Genomic DNA, 17,773 nt, shown 5'->3' with positions numbered 1-17,773 from the left:
TCAAGAGTCCGATCGACTACGAACGCGAGTACTGGACCGGCCTCACTGTGGGGCTGGCCGCATAGGAAGGACTCCACACTTCGAGGGGATTGACACCGAGCAGTGCGGCGAGCTTGCCGGGGCCGAAGCTTGCGTGTCCGTGGCGGTCGGCCCAACCGAGGGCCGCGAAGTGGATGCGGTAGGCGAGCTGGTGTCGGGGGTCTTGGGCCATGCGCTGGTACTCGCGCTGAGATACCCCGCCCCATGGGTGGCCGGGGCCGAAGTTGATGGTGCTCGTACTCATCGGCTCGGAACCTCCGTGCCGCCACAGTCGTGAGTCTCTCCGTCAGCGAGAGGAGATGCGCACGCCTCACAGGTCCAGACGATTTCGATCGTGATGTTCAAGGGTCGGCGACCTCCCGGCGGCGGCCGAGGGCAGCGCGTAGCTGTACCTCGGCGGGTGAGTGGAAGTCGCGCAGTACCGTCCTGCGCTTCGGGGTGCCCTCGGCTTCCCCTGCCAGCCCCTTGGGATGGCGGCCCCTTCACGGAGTGGCCAGCTCTACCGGCGTCACACGACGGGAGCTACGGTGTCCGCTCCTCGAAGGAACGGGAAGATTTTCTTACACGGCCGGTTGCTCAGTCGTCAACCTGGCCGGCTGAGCCCCCGCGCTTCGCGTCGCGGTAGGCGAGCCAGGGCAGGGGCATCACTCCGTCAGAGCTTCGCGGCGAAGTCGTCGCCCTTGATGACGAGTCGCTCGCGTACGTCACGGGGAATCTTCAGGCGGAGGTGTACGGAGGGTGCGCGCACGCCCTTGACCTTGGTCCGCGATACCTCGCACGTGATGCCGACGCGGCGGAGATCCTCGGCCATGGCCTCCATGCCTCCCGACTCCCACGCTTCGCGGAACGTCTTCCCGTTGTGGACGAGAGTCCATCGGTCCTGGGTGGCCTCGGGGTCGATCGCACTCAGTTCGTCGGTGAGCTTGTCGAGCGTCTTCTCCGCCTGCTCCCGAGAGAACCGAGCCTTCGTGAAGCGGCCTCCGGGCTCAAGCCCAGTCATGTAGTAGGTGATGGCCCCTTCGAGTCGCTTCACCTCCGCGCGAGCCTCAGCCCCTTGCGCGTACTCGCGCACCTGTACGGGGAAGTCGCCGAGAACCCGTAGGACGTCGTCTACAAGGACGTCGTACACACCCTGTGGGTCGGGGGCGCCGAGCCCTCCGCTCTTGCACTTCTGGCACCGGAGGTACCGGTACTGGCCGAACTTGTTGGTCGTGACGTGGACCGTCATGTTCGACGTGCAGTCGACACAGACCAAAACGCCGAGGAACTGTGTCGCGCCGTGCGTCTGGCGCTGGGGCTGGTTCTTGCCGCGCCGGTCGATGGCCTCTTGGAGTTCGTTGTACTCGCCTTCGGTGAAGATGGGATCGGCCACCCTGATCGGCTTGCCGTCGTGTCCGAGTATCAGCTTCGAGCGGCGTACGCCGCCGTTCTTGTTCTCCTCCACCCGGTACCCCATGAGTGCCGGGTTACGGAGGCGCCGGAGGAGAGTCGACGTCGTAAGCCCCGGGGACATGAGCCCGGAGCGGATGAGGCACAAAGCCATGCGCCGGGCAGACACTCCCCGAAGTGCCATGCGGCGCGCCCAGTGCAGCGCCTTGTGTGCGTTCGGCTCGATGGCAAGGGACGGCTTGCCGTTCGCCTTCGTGGTGACGAAGCCGTACGCGGGCTTGCCGACGAACCAGGCATCCTGAGTGCGGGTGTAGTCCCACAGTGACGCGACACGGGTCGACGTGTTCGCCGCCTCGATCTCGGCGATACCGCCGATGAGCGTGACCATCATCCGGCCGACAGTCGATTCGAGATCGATGCTGTCGTTCTTCGAGGCCAGGTTCTTTCCGTACCGCTGGCACCACTCGATCATGGTCGAGAGATCCGACATGCGACGGATGAAGCGGTCGAGTTTCCAGAAGAGCAGAGCATCGAACTCGGGGGCTCGGTTGTTGAGCCACTCGCCGAGCTCCTTCCGCTTCCACGGCGGGACCTTCGTCGCCGACACGTTGAGGTCGGAGGCGACGCCGACGACGCGGTATCCCTTGTCCCTGGCCAGTAGGCGCAGATCGAGTTCCTGCCGAACCGGCGACGTCGTGTCCTCTGTGAGTACGGACAGGCGGATGGAGAGCAGGGCGCGCGGCGCGTCCTCGGGTAGCAGAGCCTCTGTCTTCTTCAGCTCCGCCAGGAGCGCCAGGTCCGAAGCGGTCCACTCGGCAGCGATGTCGTACGTCTTCATGGGCCGGACAGTAGCTACGGTTTTAACCCTGTGTCCATCTGCCCTCAGATGCAGACGGAGATCCAGATCGGCCCGACCGGCAAGAAGCTGCTGCCGCTCTCCGTCGTGAAGTGACCGGTCCCATCCACTGATCCGCAGGTGAAAGGCCCCCGGCTGCAACGGCCGGGGGCCTTTCCGGTGTCCTAGGCCCCATGAACACCGAGATGTCGCAGCCCACCCCCGGAGGCGAAGGGTGCCTGGTCGGGGCCCTACGGATCCCCGTGAAGATCGTGGCGCTGCTGGTCGTACTGCCCGTACGGGTGGTCTGGGACCTGCTCACAGCCCTCGGGCGCCTACTGCACCGCTACGTGCTGGCGCCTCTCTTCACCCATGTCGTGGAACCCGTGCTGCGCGCCCTCGGGTGGCTGGTGACCACCCTGGTCAAACTCGTGTGCGTCTGGCCCTGGGTGGGACTGTGGCGCTACCTCCTGCGGCCGGTCGGCTCGTGGTTGTACGTCCACCTCCTCGCCCCGGTCGGCCGGGTCCTGTACGTGTACGTCCTGCGTCCGTCGGCGCTGGTGACCTGGCGCTACGTCCTGGTCCCGGCCGGCCGGGCCCTGATACGGCTGGCCGAAGCGGTCTACCGCTGCCTGCTGCGGCCGCTCCACCGCTACGTCCTCGCGCCGCTGGGCAAGGCCGTGGCCTGGGCCTGGCATGTGGCCGGCCTGATCACCGCGGCGCTGTGGCGGGCCTTCAAGTGGAGCGGCCGGATACTGATCGGGTGGCCCGCCACGCAGGTGTACCGGTACCTCCTGACACCGGTCGGACATCTCGTGCGCGCCGTGTGGCGGCCGGTCCGCGACACCGCCCGGGAGGTCCGCGCCGAGGTCCGCCGCGCACTGTTCGGTACTCCTCCCGTGGAACCGACAAGGTCACGGGCGCGTACTCTGGGTAGTACGACAGCCGCAGGCAACACGCCCGCTCCCGAGATCTCCCTCCACGAACGGCAGGGGTGAGCCGGAGGCAGGGCGGCGCCGGCCGGCCCCCAGACGCTCAGGGCGACGCGCGAGCCGCGGAGCCCCGCACAAGGAGAAGAACCACTGGGCAAGCGACAGCCCGAAGGCCCGCCTCCCGCACCGGTGGTGCAGCGCATCCGACTGCGCTACACCAAGCGCGGCCGCCTCCGGTTCACCAGTCACCGCGACTTCCAGCGCGCCTTCGAGCGGGCCCTGCGCCGCGCGGAGGTGCCCATGGCGTACTCGGCAGGCTTCACCCCGCACCCCCGCGTCTCGTACGCGAACGCCGCCCCGACCGGGACCGGCAGCGAGGCGGAGTACCTGGAGATCGCCCTCGCCGAGCCCCGCGACCCCGAGAAGCTCCGTGAGCTGCTCGACGAGTCGATGCCCACCGGGCTCGACATCATCGACGCCGTCGAGGCCCGCACCTCGGGCCTCGCCGACCGGCTGACCGCCTCCGTGTGGGAGCTGCGCCTGGACGGCGTGCAGCCCTCCGAGGCCGAGCGGGCCGTGACGGCGTTCCTCGCCGCCGAGACCGTGGAGGTGCAGCGCCGTACCAAGAACGGCATGCGGACCTTCGACACACGTGGCGCGGTCGTCAGTCTGGAAGCGCTTGCCGCCCCGGCTGATAGGCCGCTGGACAATGCTTGTGCGATACTGCGGCTGGTTGTTCGGCATCTGACACCTGCCGTGCGACCCGACGACGTCCTGTCCGGTCTCCGAGCTGTGGCCGACCTGGCGCCGCCGGTCCCCTCTGCGGTGACCAGGCTGGCGCAGGGGCTCTTCGACGAGGAGTCCGGCACGGTGACCGACCCGCTCGCGCCCGACCGCGAGGCTGACACGGCCGCCCCACCCACGGCCGCCGTAGCAGCCGACGCGAAGGCGCCGGAAGGTCCCGCCGCGTAAGGATCGTCGTTGTCGCGCAGCCCTGGCACTCGGGAGCCACCTGGGTCGGGCCGCGCACTGACCTGAAGACTTCCGCCAGGCCGTACGGACAACACGTACGGAACCGGCGGCCATGGACTACAGCTCCCGTGTGGCGAACGCGCCCCGGAGGCCGGTTCCGCGCTCATTGCGCGGAGCCGAGCCGGACCGGAAGTCAGCCGCGGCGCCCGGGAGCGTGACGGGAGAACCGCCCGCAATGCTCAACAACGAAACCGACATCACTCCTGCTGGTAGCGCCGACAGTGGCAGCCCCAGCGACAACCTGCCTCCACGCCGTCGCCGCCGTGCCGCTTCCCGTCCCGCCGGCCCGCCCGGCGGGGCCGTCGCGGAGACGACCCCGGTGACGGAGGCCGCACCGGCAGCCCCCGCCGAAGAGGCCGCTCCGGCCGCCGAGGCTGTCGTCGACGCGCCGGCCGCCGAGGCCGCGCCGGTCGTCCAGGAAGAGGCTCCGGCCGCTCCCGCCCCGCGGACCCGCCGCCGTGCCACCCGCGCCGTCGCTGCCCCGGAGGCTCCCGCCGCCGAGGCCGCGCCGGTTGTCGAGGAGGAGGCGGAGGAGGCTCCGGCCGCTTCGGCTCCGCGTGCTCGTCGTCGTGCGACCCGTGCCGTGACCGCTCCGGCCGCCGAGGCCGCCGCTGTGGTCGAGGCTCCTGTGGTCGAGGCCGCGCCGGTTGTCGAGGAGGAGGCGGAGGAGGCTCCGGCTGCTTCGGCTCCGCGTGCTCGTCGTCGTGCGACCCGTGCCGTGACCGCTCCGGCCGCCGAGGCCGCCGCTGTGGTCGAGGCTCCTGTGGTCGAGGCCGCGCCGGTCGTCGAGGAGGAGGCTCCGGCTGCTTCGGCTCCGCGGGCTCGTCGTCGTGCGACCCGTGCCGTGACCGCTCCGGCCGCCGAGGCCGCCGTCGTCGAGGCCCCGGCCGCCGAGACCGCGCCCGTCGTCGAGGAGGCCCCCAAGGCCGCCCGCGCCGTGACCGTCGCCGACGCCGTCGACTCCCCGAAGCGCGGCGGCCGCCGCCGCGCCACCCGCTCCGCGGCACCCGCCGCCGCGCAGCAGCCGGCCGACCGGCCCGCCGAGAGCGCCGCGGAGTCCGCCGCCCCGGCCCGTGGCCGCCGCGCCGCGCGTCCCGCCGTGGCCGTCTTCCAGGCCCCGGTGTTCGCCGAGCCGATGTTCCAGACCCCCGAGACCGCCGCCATGGCCGCCGCGGCCGCCCGCGCCGCCGCCCCGGTGGACGAGGTCGACGAGGAGGAGGACGAGCTCGAGGCCGAGGTCGCCCAGGCCCCCGCCGCGCAGCCCGCCGGCCGCCGCCGTCGCCGTGGCCGCGGAGGCGCCGAAGCCGCTCCGGCCGCCGAGTCCGCTCCCGTCTCCCTTCCCGAGGTGCTCGCGGAGGAGGAGCCGGAGGCCGAGGCCGCCGAGCTCGACGAGGAGTTCGACGAGGGCGACGAGTCGGGCGAGCGCCCCTCGCGCCGTCGCCGTCGCGGTGGCCGTCGCCGTCGTCGCGGTGAGGCCGCCGACCTGGACGAGTCCGCCGAGGAAGAGGCCGAGGCCGCCGAGCAGGACACCGCCGACCAGGAGGGCGAGGAGGAAGAGGACGAGGAGGCCGAAGAGGCCCTCGGCTCCAGCTCCAGCCGCCGGCGCCGCCGTCGTCGCCGCCGCAGTGGCGACGGCCCCGCCGAGGCCGCCGAAGCCGGCGACGAGGACGGTGTCCGTACCGTCGTCAAGGTCCGCGAGCCGCGCCCGGCGCGCGAGAAGACCGAGTCCTCCTCCTCCGACGAGGTCCAGTCCATCAAGGGCTCGACCCGACTGGAGGCGAAGAAGCAGCGCCGCCGCGAGGGCCGCGAGCAGGGCCGCCGCCGCGTGCCGATCATCACCGAGGCCGAGTTCCTGGCCCGCCGTGAGGCCGTCGAGCGCGTCATGGTCGTCCGCCAGGCCGGCGAGCGCACCCAGATCGGCGTCCTCGAGGACAACGTGCTCGTCGAGCACTACGTCAACAAGGAAGAAGCCACCTCGTACGTCGGCAACGTCTACCTGGGCAAGGTCCAGAACGTGCTGCCGTCCATGGAGGCCGCCTTCATCGACATCGGCAAGGGCCGCAACGCCGTCCTGTACGCCGGCGAGGTCAACTTCGAGGCGCTCGGCATGGCCAACGGGCCGCGCCGCATCGAGTCCGCCCTCAAGTCCGGCCAGTCGGTCCTGGTGCAGGTCACCAAGGACCCGATCGGCCACAAGGGTGCCCGCCTGACCAGCCAGGTCTCGCTGCCCGGCCGCTACCTGGTCTACGTGCCCGAGGGCTCGATGACCGGCATCAGCCGCAAGCTGCCCGACACCGAGCGTGCGCGTCTGAAGACCATCCTCAAGAAGATCGTCCCCGAGGACGCGGGCGTCATCGTGCGCACCGCCGCCGAGGGCGCGAGCGAGGACGAGCTGCGCCGCGACGTCGAGCGTCTGCAGGCCCAGTGGGAGGACATCCAGAAGAAGTCGAAGCAGATCTCGACCTCTTCGCCGAGCCTGCTGTACGGCGAGCCGGACATGACCGTCCGCGTCGTGCGCGACATCTTCAACGAGGACTTCTCGAAGGTCATCGTCAGCGGTGACGGCGCCTGGGAGACCATCCACGGCTACGTGAACCACGTGGCCCCGGACCTGGCCGACCGGCTGTCCCGCTGGACCTCCGAGGTCGACGTCTTCGCGACGTACCGGATCGACGAGCAGCTCGCCAAGGCGCTCGACCGCAAGGTGTGGCTGCCCTCGGGCGGCTCGCTTGTGATCGACAAGACCGAGGCGATGATCGTCATCGACGTCAACACCGGCAAGTTCACCGGTCAGGGCGGCAACCTCGAGGAGACCGTCACCAGGAACAACCTGGAGGCGGCCGAGGAGATCGTGCGCCAGCTGCGGCTGCGCGACCTGGGCGGCATCGTCGTCATCGACTTCATCGACATGGTCCTGGAGTCCAACCGCGACCTGGTCCTGCGGCGCATGCTGGAGTGCCTGGGCCGCGACCGTACGAAGCACCAGGTGGCCGAGGTCACCTCGCTGGGCCTGGTCCAGATGACCCGCAAGCGGGTGGGCCAGGGTCTGCTGGAGTCCTTCTCCGAGACCTGCGTCCACTGCAACGGACGCGGTGTCATCGTCCACATGGAGACCCCGACCGTGGTCGGCGGCGGTGGCAACGGCAAGCGCTCCAAGCGCCGCGGTGGCCGCACCGAGTTCGACCAGCACGACCACGAGGTCGAGACGGTCGACACGGAGGGCTTTGAAACCGAGGCCGAGGTGGCCGCCGAGGCCGCCGCGCCGCGGGCCCTGCCCGAGCCGGAGTTCGTCGCCGACGAGGAGCTCTACGGCAGCCCGGCCGAGGCCGAGGCCGCCGCGGGCATCAGCGGCCGCCGCAACCGGCGCCGCGCCACCCGCAAGGCCACCGCTCCGGCGGGCGCCCCGCGCGGTGCGGTCGCCCCGGCGCAGGCCCCCGCGGTCGAGGCCGAGCCGGTGACCGAGGCCGCCGACACGGTGCTGGAGCCGACCGCCGAGGTCGTCGCCGAAGCCGTGGAGGCCTCGGAGGTCGTCGCGGAGGTCGTGGCCGAGGCCGTGACCGAGGATGCCGCGCCGAAGGGCCGTACCCGTCGCCGCGCGACCCGTAAGGCCACCGCCCCGGCGGGCGCCCCGGCGCCCGCGGCCGAGGTGGCCCCGGAGCCGGTCGTCGTGCCGGAGCCCGAGCCGGTCGTCGAGGCCGCCCCCGAGGTCGCCGTTGCCGAGGTCGAGGAGGCCCCCGTCGTGGAGGCCGCTCCGGCCCGTCCGCGCCGCCGTGCCACCCGTAAGGCCACCGCGCCCGCCGGTTCCCCGGCCGGCGCGGCGGAGGCCGCCGTGGTGGTCGTGGAGGCTCCGGTCGTCGAGGCCGAGGCTCCGGCCGCGGAGGCCGAGCCGGTCGAGGAGGCCGCCCCGGCCAAGAAGGCCGCGAAGAAGGCTCCGGCCAAGAAGGCGCCCGCCGCGAAGAAGGCTCCGGCCAAGAAGGCGGCGGCCGCCAAGAAGACCGTGACCAAGAAGGCGGCCACGACCAAGAAGACCGCGGCGAAGCGGACGACGAAGAAGACCGCGGCGGCGGAGCAGCAGGCGCTGCCCTCCGTCTCGGCTCCGACCGAAGCCTGATCCGCCGCTGAGCGACACAGCGACCGTGGGCCCCGCCGAGAGGCGGGGCCCACGGTCGTGCGGGGCCCGGTTTGCTCCTACGGGACCGGCCCCGTAACCTAGACCGTCGGCATGCTTAGACGAATAACGTTTAGTGCGCGCCGCGCTCCTGAGCACCTTCCTCACGTTCCGTACGCGCAAGCGTCGTGCGAGAGAGGCCGCTCGTCCAATCCGGATCGGTGGTCCCGTCCTCGACGGGGTCTGCCTGAGTGGCTGGCTTCAGGAGCATCCGTCCCGAGTGAGAGAGAGATCCGCGTGTACGCCATCGTGCGCAGCGGTGGTCGCCAGCACAAGGTTGCTGTTGGTGACATCGTTGAGGTTGACAAGATTTCCACTGCCAAGGTTGGCGACACGGTCGAGCTCTCGACCCTGCTCGTTGTCGACGGCGAAGCCGTGACCAGCGACCCGTGGGTCCTGGCCGGTATCAAGGTCACGGCCGAGATTGTGGACCACCACAAGGGCGCCAAGATCGACATCCTGCGCTACAAGAACAAGACCGGCTACCGCCGTCGCCAGGGTCACCGCCAGCAGTACACGGCGATCAAGGTCACCGGTATCCCCGCGGCTGCGAAGTAAGAGGGACTGAGACATGGCACACAAGAAGGGCGCATCGTCCACCCGGAACGGGCGCGACTCCAATGCCCAGCGGCTCGGCGTGAAGCGCTTCGGCGGTCAGGTCGTTTCCGCTGGTGAGATCCTCGTCCGCCAGCGCGGCACCCACTTCCACCCGGGTTCGGGTGTGGGTCGTGGTGGCGACGACACGCTGTTCGCGCTGCTCGCCGGTTCGGTCGAGTTCGGCACGCACCGTGGCCGCAAGGTCGTCAACATCGTTCCGGCCGCCTGATTCAGCTCCTGCTGATCCAGCGCGTTTCGTAACTTCCCGAGGGCGGATCTCAGCTCTTTCCGGCGCAAGCCGGGAAGAGAGGTCCGCCCTCGGCGCGTTGTCATATAGACACGTTTAATGGGCAGCAAGGCCTGCCCGGGACATTCCCGTATGTATCTGGAGGATCACCCATGACCACCTTCGTGGACCGCGTCGAGCTGCACGTCGCCGCGGGTAACGGGGGCCACGGCTGCGCCTCCGTTCACCGGGAGAAGTTCAAGCCGCTCGGCGGCCCCGACGGCGGAAACGGCGGCCGTGGCGGCGACGTCATCCTGGTGGTGGAGCAGGCGATCACCACCCTGCTGGACTACCACCACAGTCCCCATCGCAAGGCCACCAACGGCCAGCCCGGCGCGGGCGACAACCGCTCCGGCAAGGACGGCCAGGACCTGATCCTGCCCGTGCCGGACGGCACCGTCGTCCTCGACAAGGAGGGCAACGTCCTCGCCGACCTCGTCGGCCAGGGCACCACTTTCGTCGCCGGCCAGGGCGGCCGCGGCGGCCTCGGCAACGCCGCGCTCTCCTCGGCCCGGCGCAAGGCTCCCGGCTTCGCGCTCCTCGGCGTCCCCGGCACCGGCGGCGACATCGTCCTGGAGCTCAAGACCGTCGCCGACGTGGCGCTGGTCGGTTTCCCGAGCGCCGGCAAGTCCTCGCTGATCTCGGTGCTCTCCTCGGCCAAGCCGAAGATCGCGGACTACCCCTTCACCACCCTCGTCCCGAACCTGGGCGTCGTCACGGCCGGCTCGACCGTCTACACGATCGCCGACGTCCCGGGCCTGATCCCCGGCGCCAGCCAGGGCCGTGGCCTGGGCCTGGAGTTCCTGCGCCACGTCGAGCGCTGCTCGGTGCTGGTGCACGTCCTGGACACCGCCACGCTGGAGTCCGACCGCGACCCGATCGCCGACCTCGACGTCATCGAGGAGGAGCTCAGGCTCTACGGCGGCGGCCTGGAGAAGCGTCCGCGTCTCGTCGTCCTCAACAAGGTCGACATCCCGGACGGCCAGGAGCTCGCCGACATGGTCCGCCCTGACCTGGAGGCCCGCGGCTACAAGGTCTTCGAGGTCTCCGCGGTCGCCCGTACCGGCCTGAAGGAGCTCTCCTACTTCCTCGCCGAGGTCATCGCCAAGGCCCGTGCCCGCAAGCCGAAGGAGGAGGCGACCCGCATCGTCATCCGCCCGAAGGCCGTCGACGACTCCGGCTTCACCGTCACCTACAACGAGGTCGAGGACGTCTATCAGGTGCGCGGCGAGAAGCCCGAGCGCTGGGTCCGCCAGACCGACTTCAACAACGACGAGGCCGTCGGCTACCTCGCGGACCGCCTCAACCGCCTCGGTGTCGAGGAGGCGCTCAAGAAGGCCGGCGCCCGCGCCGGTGACGGCGTGGCCATCGGCTCCGACGAGAACTCCGTCGTCTTCGACTGGGAGCCGACCATGATGGCCGGCGCCGAGATGCTGGGCCGCCGCGGTGAGGACCACCGCCTGGAAGCTCCGCGCCCGGCCACGACGCGCCGCAAGGACAAGGACGCCAAGCGCGAGGACTCCGCGCAGCAGGAGTACGACGAATTCCGGCCGTTCTGAGCCCCTCCCGAGGGACTTGTGCCCGGAAGGTTTGAAGGTTTGAAGGTGCCTTTATGTCGGTCGCCTAGGATCTTCCGGGTGAACAGCAGCAACCTCCCCACGGTTTCCGTCGTGGTCATCGCGTACAACGACGCCGGGCTCGTGGGCGAGGCCGTTTCCTCGGCCCTCGCCCAGGGTCCGGTGGTCACCGAGGTCATCGCGGTGAACGACGCCTCGTCCGACGGCACCGCGCGGGTGCTGGACGAGCTGGCCGCCGTCCACCCCCGCCTCAAGGCGGTGCACCGGACGGAGAACAGCGGGGGGTGCGGCACCCCCCGCAACGACGGGATCGCGGCGGCGTCCGGCCGCTACGTCCTCTTCCTCGACAGCGACGACATCCTGCCACCGGGGGCCGTCGACGCCTTGGTGCGCGCCGCCGAGGAGCACGCCGCCCCGGTCACCGTCGGAGCGGCGGTACGGCGCGAGCTGCCCCTGCACCACGACGTCCCGTGGATGCCCGGACTCCATACGCCCGGCGATGTGATCGAGCGGCCGGTGGACCGGCCCGATCTCGTCCGCGACACCCTTTGCGTCAACAAGCTGTACGCGCGCTCCTTCCTCCAGGAGCACGGCCTGCGCTTCCCCGACGGCCGGTTCATCTACGAGGACTTCGTCTTCACCGCCCGCGTGCTCGCCGCGGCCCCCCGCATCGCCGTCATCGGCGACCTCGTCTATGTCTGGCACGTGCGCCGCAGCGCCGCCCAGGTGTCGATCTCCCTGGACCGCAAGGACGTCGGGAACTGGCGCTCCCGCATCGAGGCCCACCGCACGGCCGCCGCGATCCTCGAGGAGGCCTCCCCGGTGCTGGGCAGCGCCTGCCGGGTGAAGTTCCTGGAGTACGACCTGCGCATGTACCTGCGCGAGCTCGGCCACGACCCCGAGTACCGGGCCGCCTGGTGGACCCTGACCCGCGAGTACGTCGACACCTTCCCCGCGGCGGACATCGCCTCCGCCGCGGCCCACGCCCGCTGGATCGTCTCCGTGCTGCGCGCCACCGGTACCCCGCCCGCCGACGTCGAGCGGCTCACCCGGCTGGCCGCCGAACCGCCGCGGCTGCTGCCCCCGTACGCGAACGGCCCCACCGGCGCGCCCGTGTGGAGCGAGGAGCTTCCCGTCGAGCTGGTGGGGCTGGCCGCGCTGCCGGTCGCCGACCTGCCCGTCACCGTCGACGCCGAACCGGCCGGCCGCGGCGCCGTCCGGATCCGCCTGCACGACCTGTACGGGCGCCTCGCCGAGGCGGGGCCCGTCACCGCCCAGCTGAGCTTCCTGCCGCGTGCGGGCGGCGATCCGGTCCTCGCGCAGCCGGTCGCGCTGCACCCCGACCGCAGCGGCGGCTGGGTCGCCGTACTGCCGTTCCGCCTCGCCGATCTGGCCGTCACCGGCCGCCGTCAGGGGTTGCGCAGGATGCAGGCGTGGAACGTCGGGGTGGGCGTGCGGTGCGCCGACGGGAGCTCGCTGTTCACCTCCCTGCGCCCCCGGGGCAGGCTGCTCCGCCGTCGCGCGCTGCCCAGCAGCCGGTACGGTGTTCTGCTGGCACAGCCCTACCGGACGGGGGCCGGCGCCCTCGCGCTGCGCCTCGCGCCCGGCGCCGAGGGCGCGCTGTACCTCGTACGCAACCGCCTCCACCGGTCCCGGTCGGGCCGCGGGGCGGGCTGAACAATCCGGGAGCCGGCTCCGCGGGAGGTCCTCGCGGACCGCCGTGCTCCCCATCCCGAAGTCGGACAGGACCAAGGAGATACACATGACGTTTCTGATCACCGGTGGCGCCGGGTACATCGGCTCGCACGTCGTCCGCGCGATGGTGCTCGCGGGGGAGGAGGTCGTCGTCCTCGACGACCTCTCCACGGGCAACGAGGACCGGGTGCCGGAGGGCGTCGGACTGGTGGTCGGATCCGTCCTGGACCGGCTGGTGCTGGACGAGGTCATCCGCAAGCACAAGATCACCGGCGTGGTGCACCTCGCGGGCAAGAAGCAGGTCGGCGAGTCCGTCGAGAAGCCGATGTACTACTACCACGAGAACGTGGGCGGCCTCACCGTGCTGCTCCAGGCCGTGGCCGCCGCAGGGATCCGCAACTTCCTCTTCTCCTCGTCCGCCTCCGTCTACGGCATGCCCGACGTGGACCTGGTCACCGAGGACACCCCGTGCGCGCCGCTGAGCCCCTACGGCGAGACCAAGCTGGCCGGCGAGTGGCTGGTGCGCGCCGCGGGCCGGACGCACGGCATCTCCACCGCCTGCCTGCGCTACTTCAACGTGGCGGGCGCCGCGACCCCCGAACTCGCCGACACCGGCGTCTTCAACCTGGTCCCGATGGTCTTCGAGCGCTACGACGCCGGCCAGGGCGCCAAGATCTTCGGTGACGACTACCCGACCCCGGACGGCACCTGCATCCGCGACTACATCCACGTCGAGGACCTCGCCGAGGCCCACGTGGCGGCCGCCCGCAAGCTCGCCGAGTGGGCCGCGGCCGGCGAGTACAAGGACCTCACCGTCAACATCGGGCGCGGCGAAGGCGTCTCGGTCGCCGAGATGGTCGCGCTCATGAACGAGAACACCGGGCACGACATCGCCCCCGTGATCAGTCCGCGCCGCCCCGGCGACCCGGCGAAGGTCGTGGCCTCGGCCGAAAAGATCACCAGCGAGCTCGGCTGGAAGGCCCGGCACGACGTCCGCGAGATGGTCACCTCCGCCTGGGCGGGCTGGGAGGCCAACAAGGTGGCCCGCAAGGACGCCCACCGGGACGTCCTCCAGGCCTGAGCGACCCGGTACGCGCGGCGGCCCGCCCCGGAGCGTTCCGGGGCGGGCCGCCGCGCATGTGCCGTGGAGAGCGGTGTCAGCGCTCCAGGAAGGAGAACAGCTCCTCCCACCGGTCGGTGATCTCGGCGCTGGAGTAGCGCTGCACCGAACGGAAGGCGTTGTCCCCGAGCCGGTCGCGCAGCTCGCGGTCGGCCATCATCGCGCGCAGGTGCCCGGCCAGCTCCATCGTGTTGCCCAGCCGGGCCAGCAGCCCGTCCTCGCCGTGCTCGACGATCTCCCGCACACCCGGGGCACAGTCGAAGGCGGCCGTCGGCACGCCCGCCGCCATCGCCTCCAGGAGCGTGATCGGGAAGCCCTCGGCACGTGAGGCCTGGGCGAAGACCGAGGCCCCGCGCAGCGCGCCCAGTACGTCGTCGGTGCTGCCCATCCACTCCACGGAGTCGTCCAGGCCCAGCGAGGTGCAGTGCGCCCTCAGCGTCGCCTCCTCGATGCCCGCCCCGTAGACCCGCAGGACCCAGTCGGGGTGGTGCGGCGCGACGTCCGCCCAGGTGTCGAGCAGCAGGTCGACGCCCTTCTCGAAGGCCAGGCGGCCGACGCAGGCCACGACCTTCTCCGTGCGCGGAGCGGGGGAGTCGGGCATGAAGGGCAGCGGGTTCGGCATGCTGCCCACGTTCTCCATGCCGGAGCGGATCCACAGGTCCGCGTCCTCGGCGGTCAGCACCAGCAGCCGGTCCACCTGCGGGTAGAAGCGGCGCACCCGCTCCCCGCGGGTGGACTTCTGGCTGGCCTCGAAGGACTCGTGGCTCATGCCGATGACGGAGTGCCCCTTGGTGTCGGCGAGCGCCACCCACTCCATCGCCCAGACCTGGGTGACGATGACGACACCGCCCGGACGGGCCGCCCGCAGCAGCTCGCTCAGCTGCTCGGCCTTGGCCCGCATCTGCGCCCGCCGGGCCGCCTGGCGGCGCCGCTCGGGCGCGTTCAGCCGGCCCTTGATCCCGCGCAGCCGGCGGGCCGACGGCGGGTGCGCCGCGTAGAGCGTGGTCATCGCGTACGGCAGGTCCTGCGGCAGCTTCTGGCGGATCTCGTCGGCGACCGGGGCGATCCCCACGATGTGCACGCGGTGGCCGCGGTCGGTGAACTGCCGGGCCATCTGGTGCGACCAGGTGGTCACGCCGCCGATCTCGTCGACGTTGTTGGAGACGATGAAGATGTCACGGCCGCCCGGGGTGGCGGTCTGCTGGCTCACTTGCCGCTCCTGGTGAAGAACTTCTCTACGATCTGGCGCGCCGCGTCCCCGCGGTCGTACTCGCCGAACTCGGCGAGGAAACGCTCCCGCGCCTGGGCGTACTTGGCGTCGGCCTCCTCGAAGGCGGCCAGCGCCTGCAGCAGCTCGTCCGCGGTGGCGACCACCGGGCCGGGAGCCTTCTCCAACAGGTCGAAGTACGTGCCGCGGATGTCCGTGGCGTACTTCTCGTAGTCGTACGCGAAGAAGAGCATCGGCCGGTCCAGGACCGCGTAGTCGAACATCACGGACGAGTAGTCGGTGATCAGACCGTCGGCGAGGGTCAGCAGCGGGGTGATGTCGTGGTGCCGGGACACGTCGATGACCCGGCCCGCGACCGACGGCGGCAGCGAGACGCTGTTGAGGTAGTGGGTCCGCACCAGCAGCGTGAAGCGGTCGCCGAGCCGCTCCGCGAACTCCTCGACGTCGAAGGGGAAGGTGAAGCCCTCCACCGCGCCGTCCGCGCCCGCCCGGAAGGTCGGCGCGTACAGCAGCACCTTCTTGTCCGGGTCGATGCCGAGCTCGAGCGCCAGCGGGCCGCGCACCCGCTCGCCGCTGTTGGCCTCGGTCCTGTGCGCCTCGACGAGGGCGTCGTTGCGCGGGTAGCCCGTGGGCAGCAGCACCTCGTCGCGCAGCCGGAAGCCCTTGGCGAGGGTGCGGGTGTCGTGCTCGGAACGGATCAGGAAGTGGTCGAAGCGGTCGACGGCGGCCTGGAAGCGGGCCTGGCCGGCCCGGCCCTGCGCCTTGGTGCGGGGCTCGTGGAAGCCCATCCGCTTGAGCGCCGAACCGTGCCAGGTCTGGATGTACGTGGTCCCGGGGCGCTTGGCGAGCGCGAGCGGGAAGCCCTGGTTGTCGACCCAGTACTCGGCCTGGGCCAGGGCGCGCAGGTACTGCCAGCTCCAGCGCCTGACCAGGGTGGCCTCCTTGGGGAAGCCGGTGGGCTTGGCACCCGCGTACGACCAGATCGCCTCGAAGGGCGCGCCCTGGCGCACCATCTCCTCGTAGATCGCCTTGGGGCTGTCGCTGTACTGCTTGCCCATGTGGCTCTCGAAGACGACCGTGCCCTTCTTGATCGGCAGCTTCGAGAAGATCTCGTGGTAGACCTTCACCTTCTGCTCGCCGGAGCCCATGTTCCGGCGGGCCCGCAGAGCCTTGCGCAGGCCCCGCTTGACCACGCCGGCCGCCTTGCCCTGTATGGCGTTGTTGATCAGCGACTGGGTGCGGACGGCGGCGGCGCCCTCGGCGCTCAGCACGTAGCTGAGGTTGCCCTTCTTTGTCATCTCGGGCCCGAAGCGGTCGGAGACCAGCCGGGTCAGCCGCGGGCGCACGCGCAGCCGGGCCGCCGACTCCAGGTCGACCCCGCCGATCGCGACGCGGGTGGTGATCCGTTCGCCGCCGGCGGTCAGCTTGAGCCGGACGTCCCAGACGGCGTCGATGATGCCGAGCGGGCGGACGGTGCTCGCGATGTCGGCGGTGCCGGTCCACTCGATCGTGTCACCGGTGTGGCGCACCGTTGCCACCGGGAAGGCGAAGGACCGTACGCCGATCTGCCGGCGGGCCCGGAATTCGAGCGTGGCCTTCAGATCCGCGTCGGCCGGGATCCGGCCCAGCGGGTTCACGACGGAGCCCGACATCGTGACGGTGCCCCGGCCGTCGTCCTCGTAGGAGGTCAGGCGGTTGCCCAGGGTGAGCGAGGTGAGCGGGGTCGTGTGGAACGCCTGCTCGGTGACGTCCAGTATCCGGCGGGCCTCGTCGCCGTCGGGACCGTCGATGTGCTGCGCGCACCAGTAGACGCGGCCGTCGCGCTCGGCGAGCGGGGAGGTGAGCCGGCCCTTGTTGGTCATGGCATCGGCGGCCGGGAGCAGGTTGTCCCAGTCCTCCTTGCCCAGCAGGTAGGCGCAGATCGCCTGGAGGTACGTGACGTTCTCGTACGCTGCCGGGTCGATCCCCTCCAGGTAGCCGTTGGCGAGGCGGGCGAACTCCTGGCGGTACTCGTCGCTCAGCAGCGGCAGGTCGCGCAGGTGCAGCACGAGGTCGTGCTTGAGGAACTTGGCGTCCTTCGCGGACTTGATGTCCGTATGGCCCTTTTCGGCCAGCAGGCGGTCGACGCGGCGGTGGATCTCCATCCGGTGGACGAAGTTCGCGATCTCGTGGCGCCGGTTGCTGATCGAGAGGGCCGCGGCCTTCTCGACCACGTTCCAGAAGTACACGTGGTTCGGGATCAGCGTGATGCGGCGGGCGGCCACGTACGCCTGCGCGGAGAACAGCAGGTCCTCGTAGTGGATGCCGACCGGGAACTCCAGGCCCTGCTCCAGCAGGAACTCGCGCCGGTAGCACTTGTTCGTGGAGAGGGTGTCGTAGACCAGCAGGTCGGGGAACTCGGTGATCGACTCCAGCGTGCGCGTGCGGGCGTAGATCCAGGGGTACCACTCGGTGGTCTTGCCCCAGCGGTTGTCGAGGTGCACGCGTACGCACATGCCCGCGACCAGGTCGGATCCGGTCCGCTCGGCGGCGTCCAGCATGTTCCGGCAGGCGTTGCGCTCCAGCACGTCGTCGCTGTCGAGGAACATCACGTACGTTCCGGTGGCCTGCTGGATGCCGTGGTTGCGCGGCGCGCCGCAGCCGCCGCTGTTCTGCGGCAGCTGGAAGGCGCGCACTCTCCCCGGATGCGCGGACTCCAGTTCCTGGGCGACCGCGTACGAGCGGTCCGTGCTGCAGTCGTCGACGATGACGACTTCGACGCTGTGCAGGGTTTGGTCCAGAACCGACCGGACTGCTGTCGGCAGACGCTCTGCGTCGTTGTAGACGATGACGACCACGGAGACGTCGGGCACGTGCACCTCGATCCCTTCGTTTC

The 17,773-nt window shown here is 70.8% G+C and carries 12 protein-coding genes; 8 read left to right on the top strand and 4 right to left on the bottom strand.

Annotation, left to right across the window (positions count from 1 at the left end):
• Positions 1–16 precede the first annotated feature (16 nt).
• Together ACIQZO_RS24145 and ACIQZO_RS24140 are read right to left on the bottom strand one after the other, a co-directional pair.
• Positions 17–283 (bottom strand): hypothetical protein, encoded by a 267-nt coding sequence (locus tag ACIQZO_RS24145; protein WP_403629464.1) that lies wholly within the window; start codon positions 281–283, stop codon positions 17–19.
• Between the two features lie 408 nt (positions 284–691).
• Positions 692–2,266: a recombinase family protein gene (locus tag ACIQZO_RS24140; protein ID WP_403629462.1), complete on the bottom strand. Its 1,575-nt coding sequence runs from the start codon at positions 2,264–2,266 to the stop codon at positions 692–694.
• A 191-nt stretch (positions 2,267–2,457) separates the two neighbouring features.
• Between ACIQZO_RS24140 and ACIQZO_RS24135 the strand changes: the two genes are divergently transcribed.
• The 8 genes from ACIQZO_RS24135 (at position 2,458) to galE (ending at position 13,631) form a co-directional block, all read left to right on the top strand.
• On the top strand, positions 2,458–3,261 hold the full coding sequence (locus ACIQZO_RS24135) for a hypothetical protein (RefSeq protein WP_403629460.1): 804 nt from the start codon (positions 2,458–2,460) through the stop codon (positions 3,259–3,261).
• Positions 3,262–3,387: 126 nt separating this feature from the next.
• On the top strand, positions 3,388–4,167 hold the full coding sequence (locus tag ACIQZO_RS24130; protein ID WP_403629458.1) for a TIGR03936 family radical SAM-associated protein: 780 nt from the start codon (positions 3,388–3,390) through the stop codon (positions 4,165–4,167).
• Between the two features lie 235 nt (positions 4,168–4,402).
• Positions 4,403–8,338 carry a ribonuclease E/G gene (locus ACIQZO_RS24125; RefSeq protein ID WP_403629455.1) on the top strand — a complete coding sequence of 1,312 codons (3,936 nt, stop codon included), beginning with the start codon at positions 4,403–4,405 and terminating at the stop codon, positions 8,336–8,338.
• Positions 8,339–8,632: 294 nt separating this feature from the next.
• Positions 8,633–8,953 (top strand): 50S ribosomal protein L21, encoded by a 321-nt coding sequence (gene rplU, locus ACIQZO_RS24120; RefSeq protein ID WP_030384677.1) that lies wholly within the window; start codon positions 8,633–8,635, stop codon positions 8,951–8,953.
• A gap of 13 nt (positions 8,954–8,966) precedes the next feature.
• A complete protein-coding gene (gene rpmA / locus ACIQZO_RS24115) occupies positions 8,967–9,221 on the top strand; it encodes a 50S ribosomal protein L27 (protein ID WP_030384676.1) in 255 nt (84 codons plus the stop codon).
• Positions 9,222–9,391: 170 nt separating this feature from the next.
• The gene (gene obgE, locus ACIQZO_RS24110; RefSeq protein WP_403629453.1) at positions 9,392–10,837 is read left to right on the top strand and encodes a GTPase ObgE; all 1,446 of its coding nucleotides are present in this window, start codon (positions 9,392–9,394) and stop codon (positions 10,835–10,837) included.
• Between the two features lie 78 nt (positions 10,838–10,915).
• The gene (locus tag ACIQZO_RS24105) at positions 10,916–12,532 is read left to right on the top strand and encodes a glycosyltransferase family 2 protein (RefSeq protein WP_403629452.1); all 1,617 of its coding nucleotides are present in this window, start codon (positions 10,916–10,918) and stop codon (positions 12,530–12,532) included.
• A gap of 85 nt (positions 12,533–12,617) precedes the next feature.
• Positions 12,618–13,631 carry a UDP-glucose 4-epimerase GalE gene (gene galE / locus ACIQZO_RS24100; RefSeq protein ID WP_403629450.1) on the top strand — a complete coding sequence of 338 codons (1,014 nt, stop codon included), beginning with the start codon at positions 12,618–12,620 and terminating at the stop codon, positions 13,629–13,631.
• Positions 13,632–13,707: 76 nt separating this feature from the next.
• Here galE and ACIQZO_RS24095 read toward each other — a convergent pair whose 3' ends face one another.
• Together ACIQZO_RS24095 and ACIQZO_RS24090 are read right to left on the bottom strand one after the other, a co-directional pair.
• Positions 13,708–14,880 carry a glycosyltransferase gene (locus ACIQZO_RS24095; RefSeq protein ID WP_403629447.1) on the bottom strand — a complete coding sequence of 391 codons (1,173 nt, stop codon included), beginning with the start codon at positions 14,878–14,880 and terminating at the stop codon, positions 13,708–13,710.
• Positions 14,877–17,756 (bottom strand): CDP-glycerol glycerophosphotransferase family protein, encoded by a 2,880-nt coding sequence (locus ACIQZO_RS24090; RefSeq protein ID WP_403629445.1) that lies wholly within the window; start codon positions 17,754–17,756, stop codon positions 14,877–14,879. Before ACIQZO_RS24090 ends, ACIQZO_RS24095 begins: the two co-directional genes overlap by 4 nt.
• Positions 17,757–17,773: the final 17 nt, after the last annotated feature.

The organism is Streptomyces sp. NPDC097617 (assembly GCF_044761485.1).
In the GTDB taxonomy this organism is placed as follows: domain Bacteria; phylum Actinomycetota; class Actinomycetes; order Streptomycetales; family Streptomycetaceae; genus Streptomyces.
The sequence above is the reverse complement of the archived record's forward strand: the minus strand, read 5'-3'. Positions and strand labels throughout refer to the sequence as shown.

Excerpts from the sequence above, each read along its gene's own strand:
- galE (WP_403629450.1), top strand. The coding sequence starts at position 12,618 with ATGACGTTTCTGATCACCGGTGGCGCCGGGTACATCGGCTCGCACGTC.
- ACIQZO_RS24125 (WP_403629455.1), top strand. The coding sequence starts at position 4,403 with ATGCTCAACAACGAAACCGACATCACTCCTGCTGGTAGCGCCGACAGT.
- rpmA (WP_030384676.1), top strand. The coding sequence starts at position 8,967 with ATGGCACACAAGAAGGGCGCATCGTCCACCCGGAACGGGCGCGACTCC.
- ACIQZO_RS24140 (WP_403629462.1), bottom strand. The coding sequence starts at position 2,266 with ATGAAGACGTACGACATCGCTGCCGAGTGGACCGCTTCGGACCTGGCG.
- ACIQZO_RS24145 (WP_403629464.1), bottom strand. The coding sequence starts at position 283 with ATGAGTACGAGCACCATCAACTTCGGCCCCGGCCACCCATGGGGCGGG.
- obgE (WP_403629453.1), top strand. The coding sequence starts at position 9,392 with ATGACCACCTTCGTGGACCGCGTCGAGCTGCACGTCGCCGCGGGTAAC.
- ACIQZO_RS24135 (WP_403629460.1), top strand. The coding sequence starts at position 2,458 with ATGAACACCGAGATGTCGCAGCCCACCCCCGGAGGCGAAGGGTGCCTG.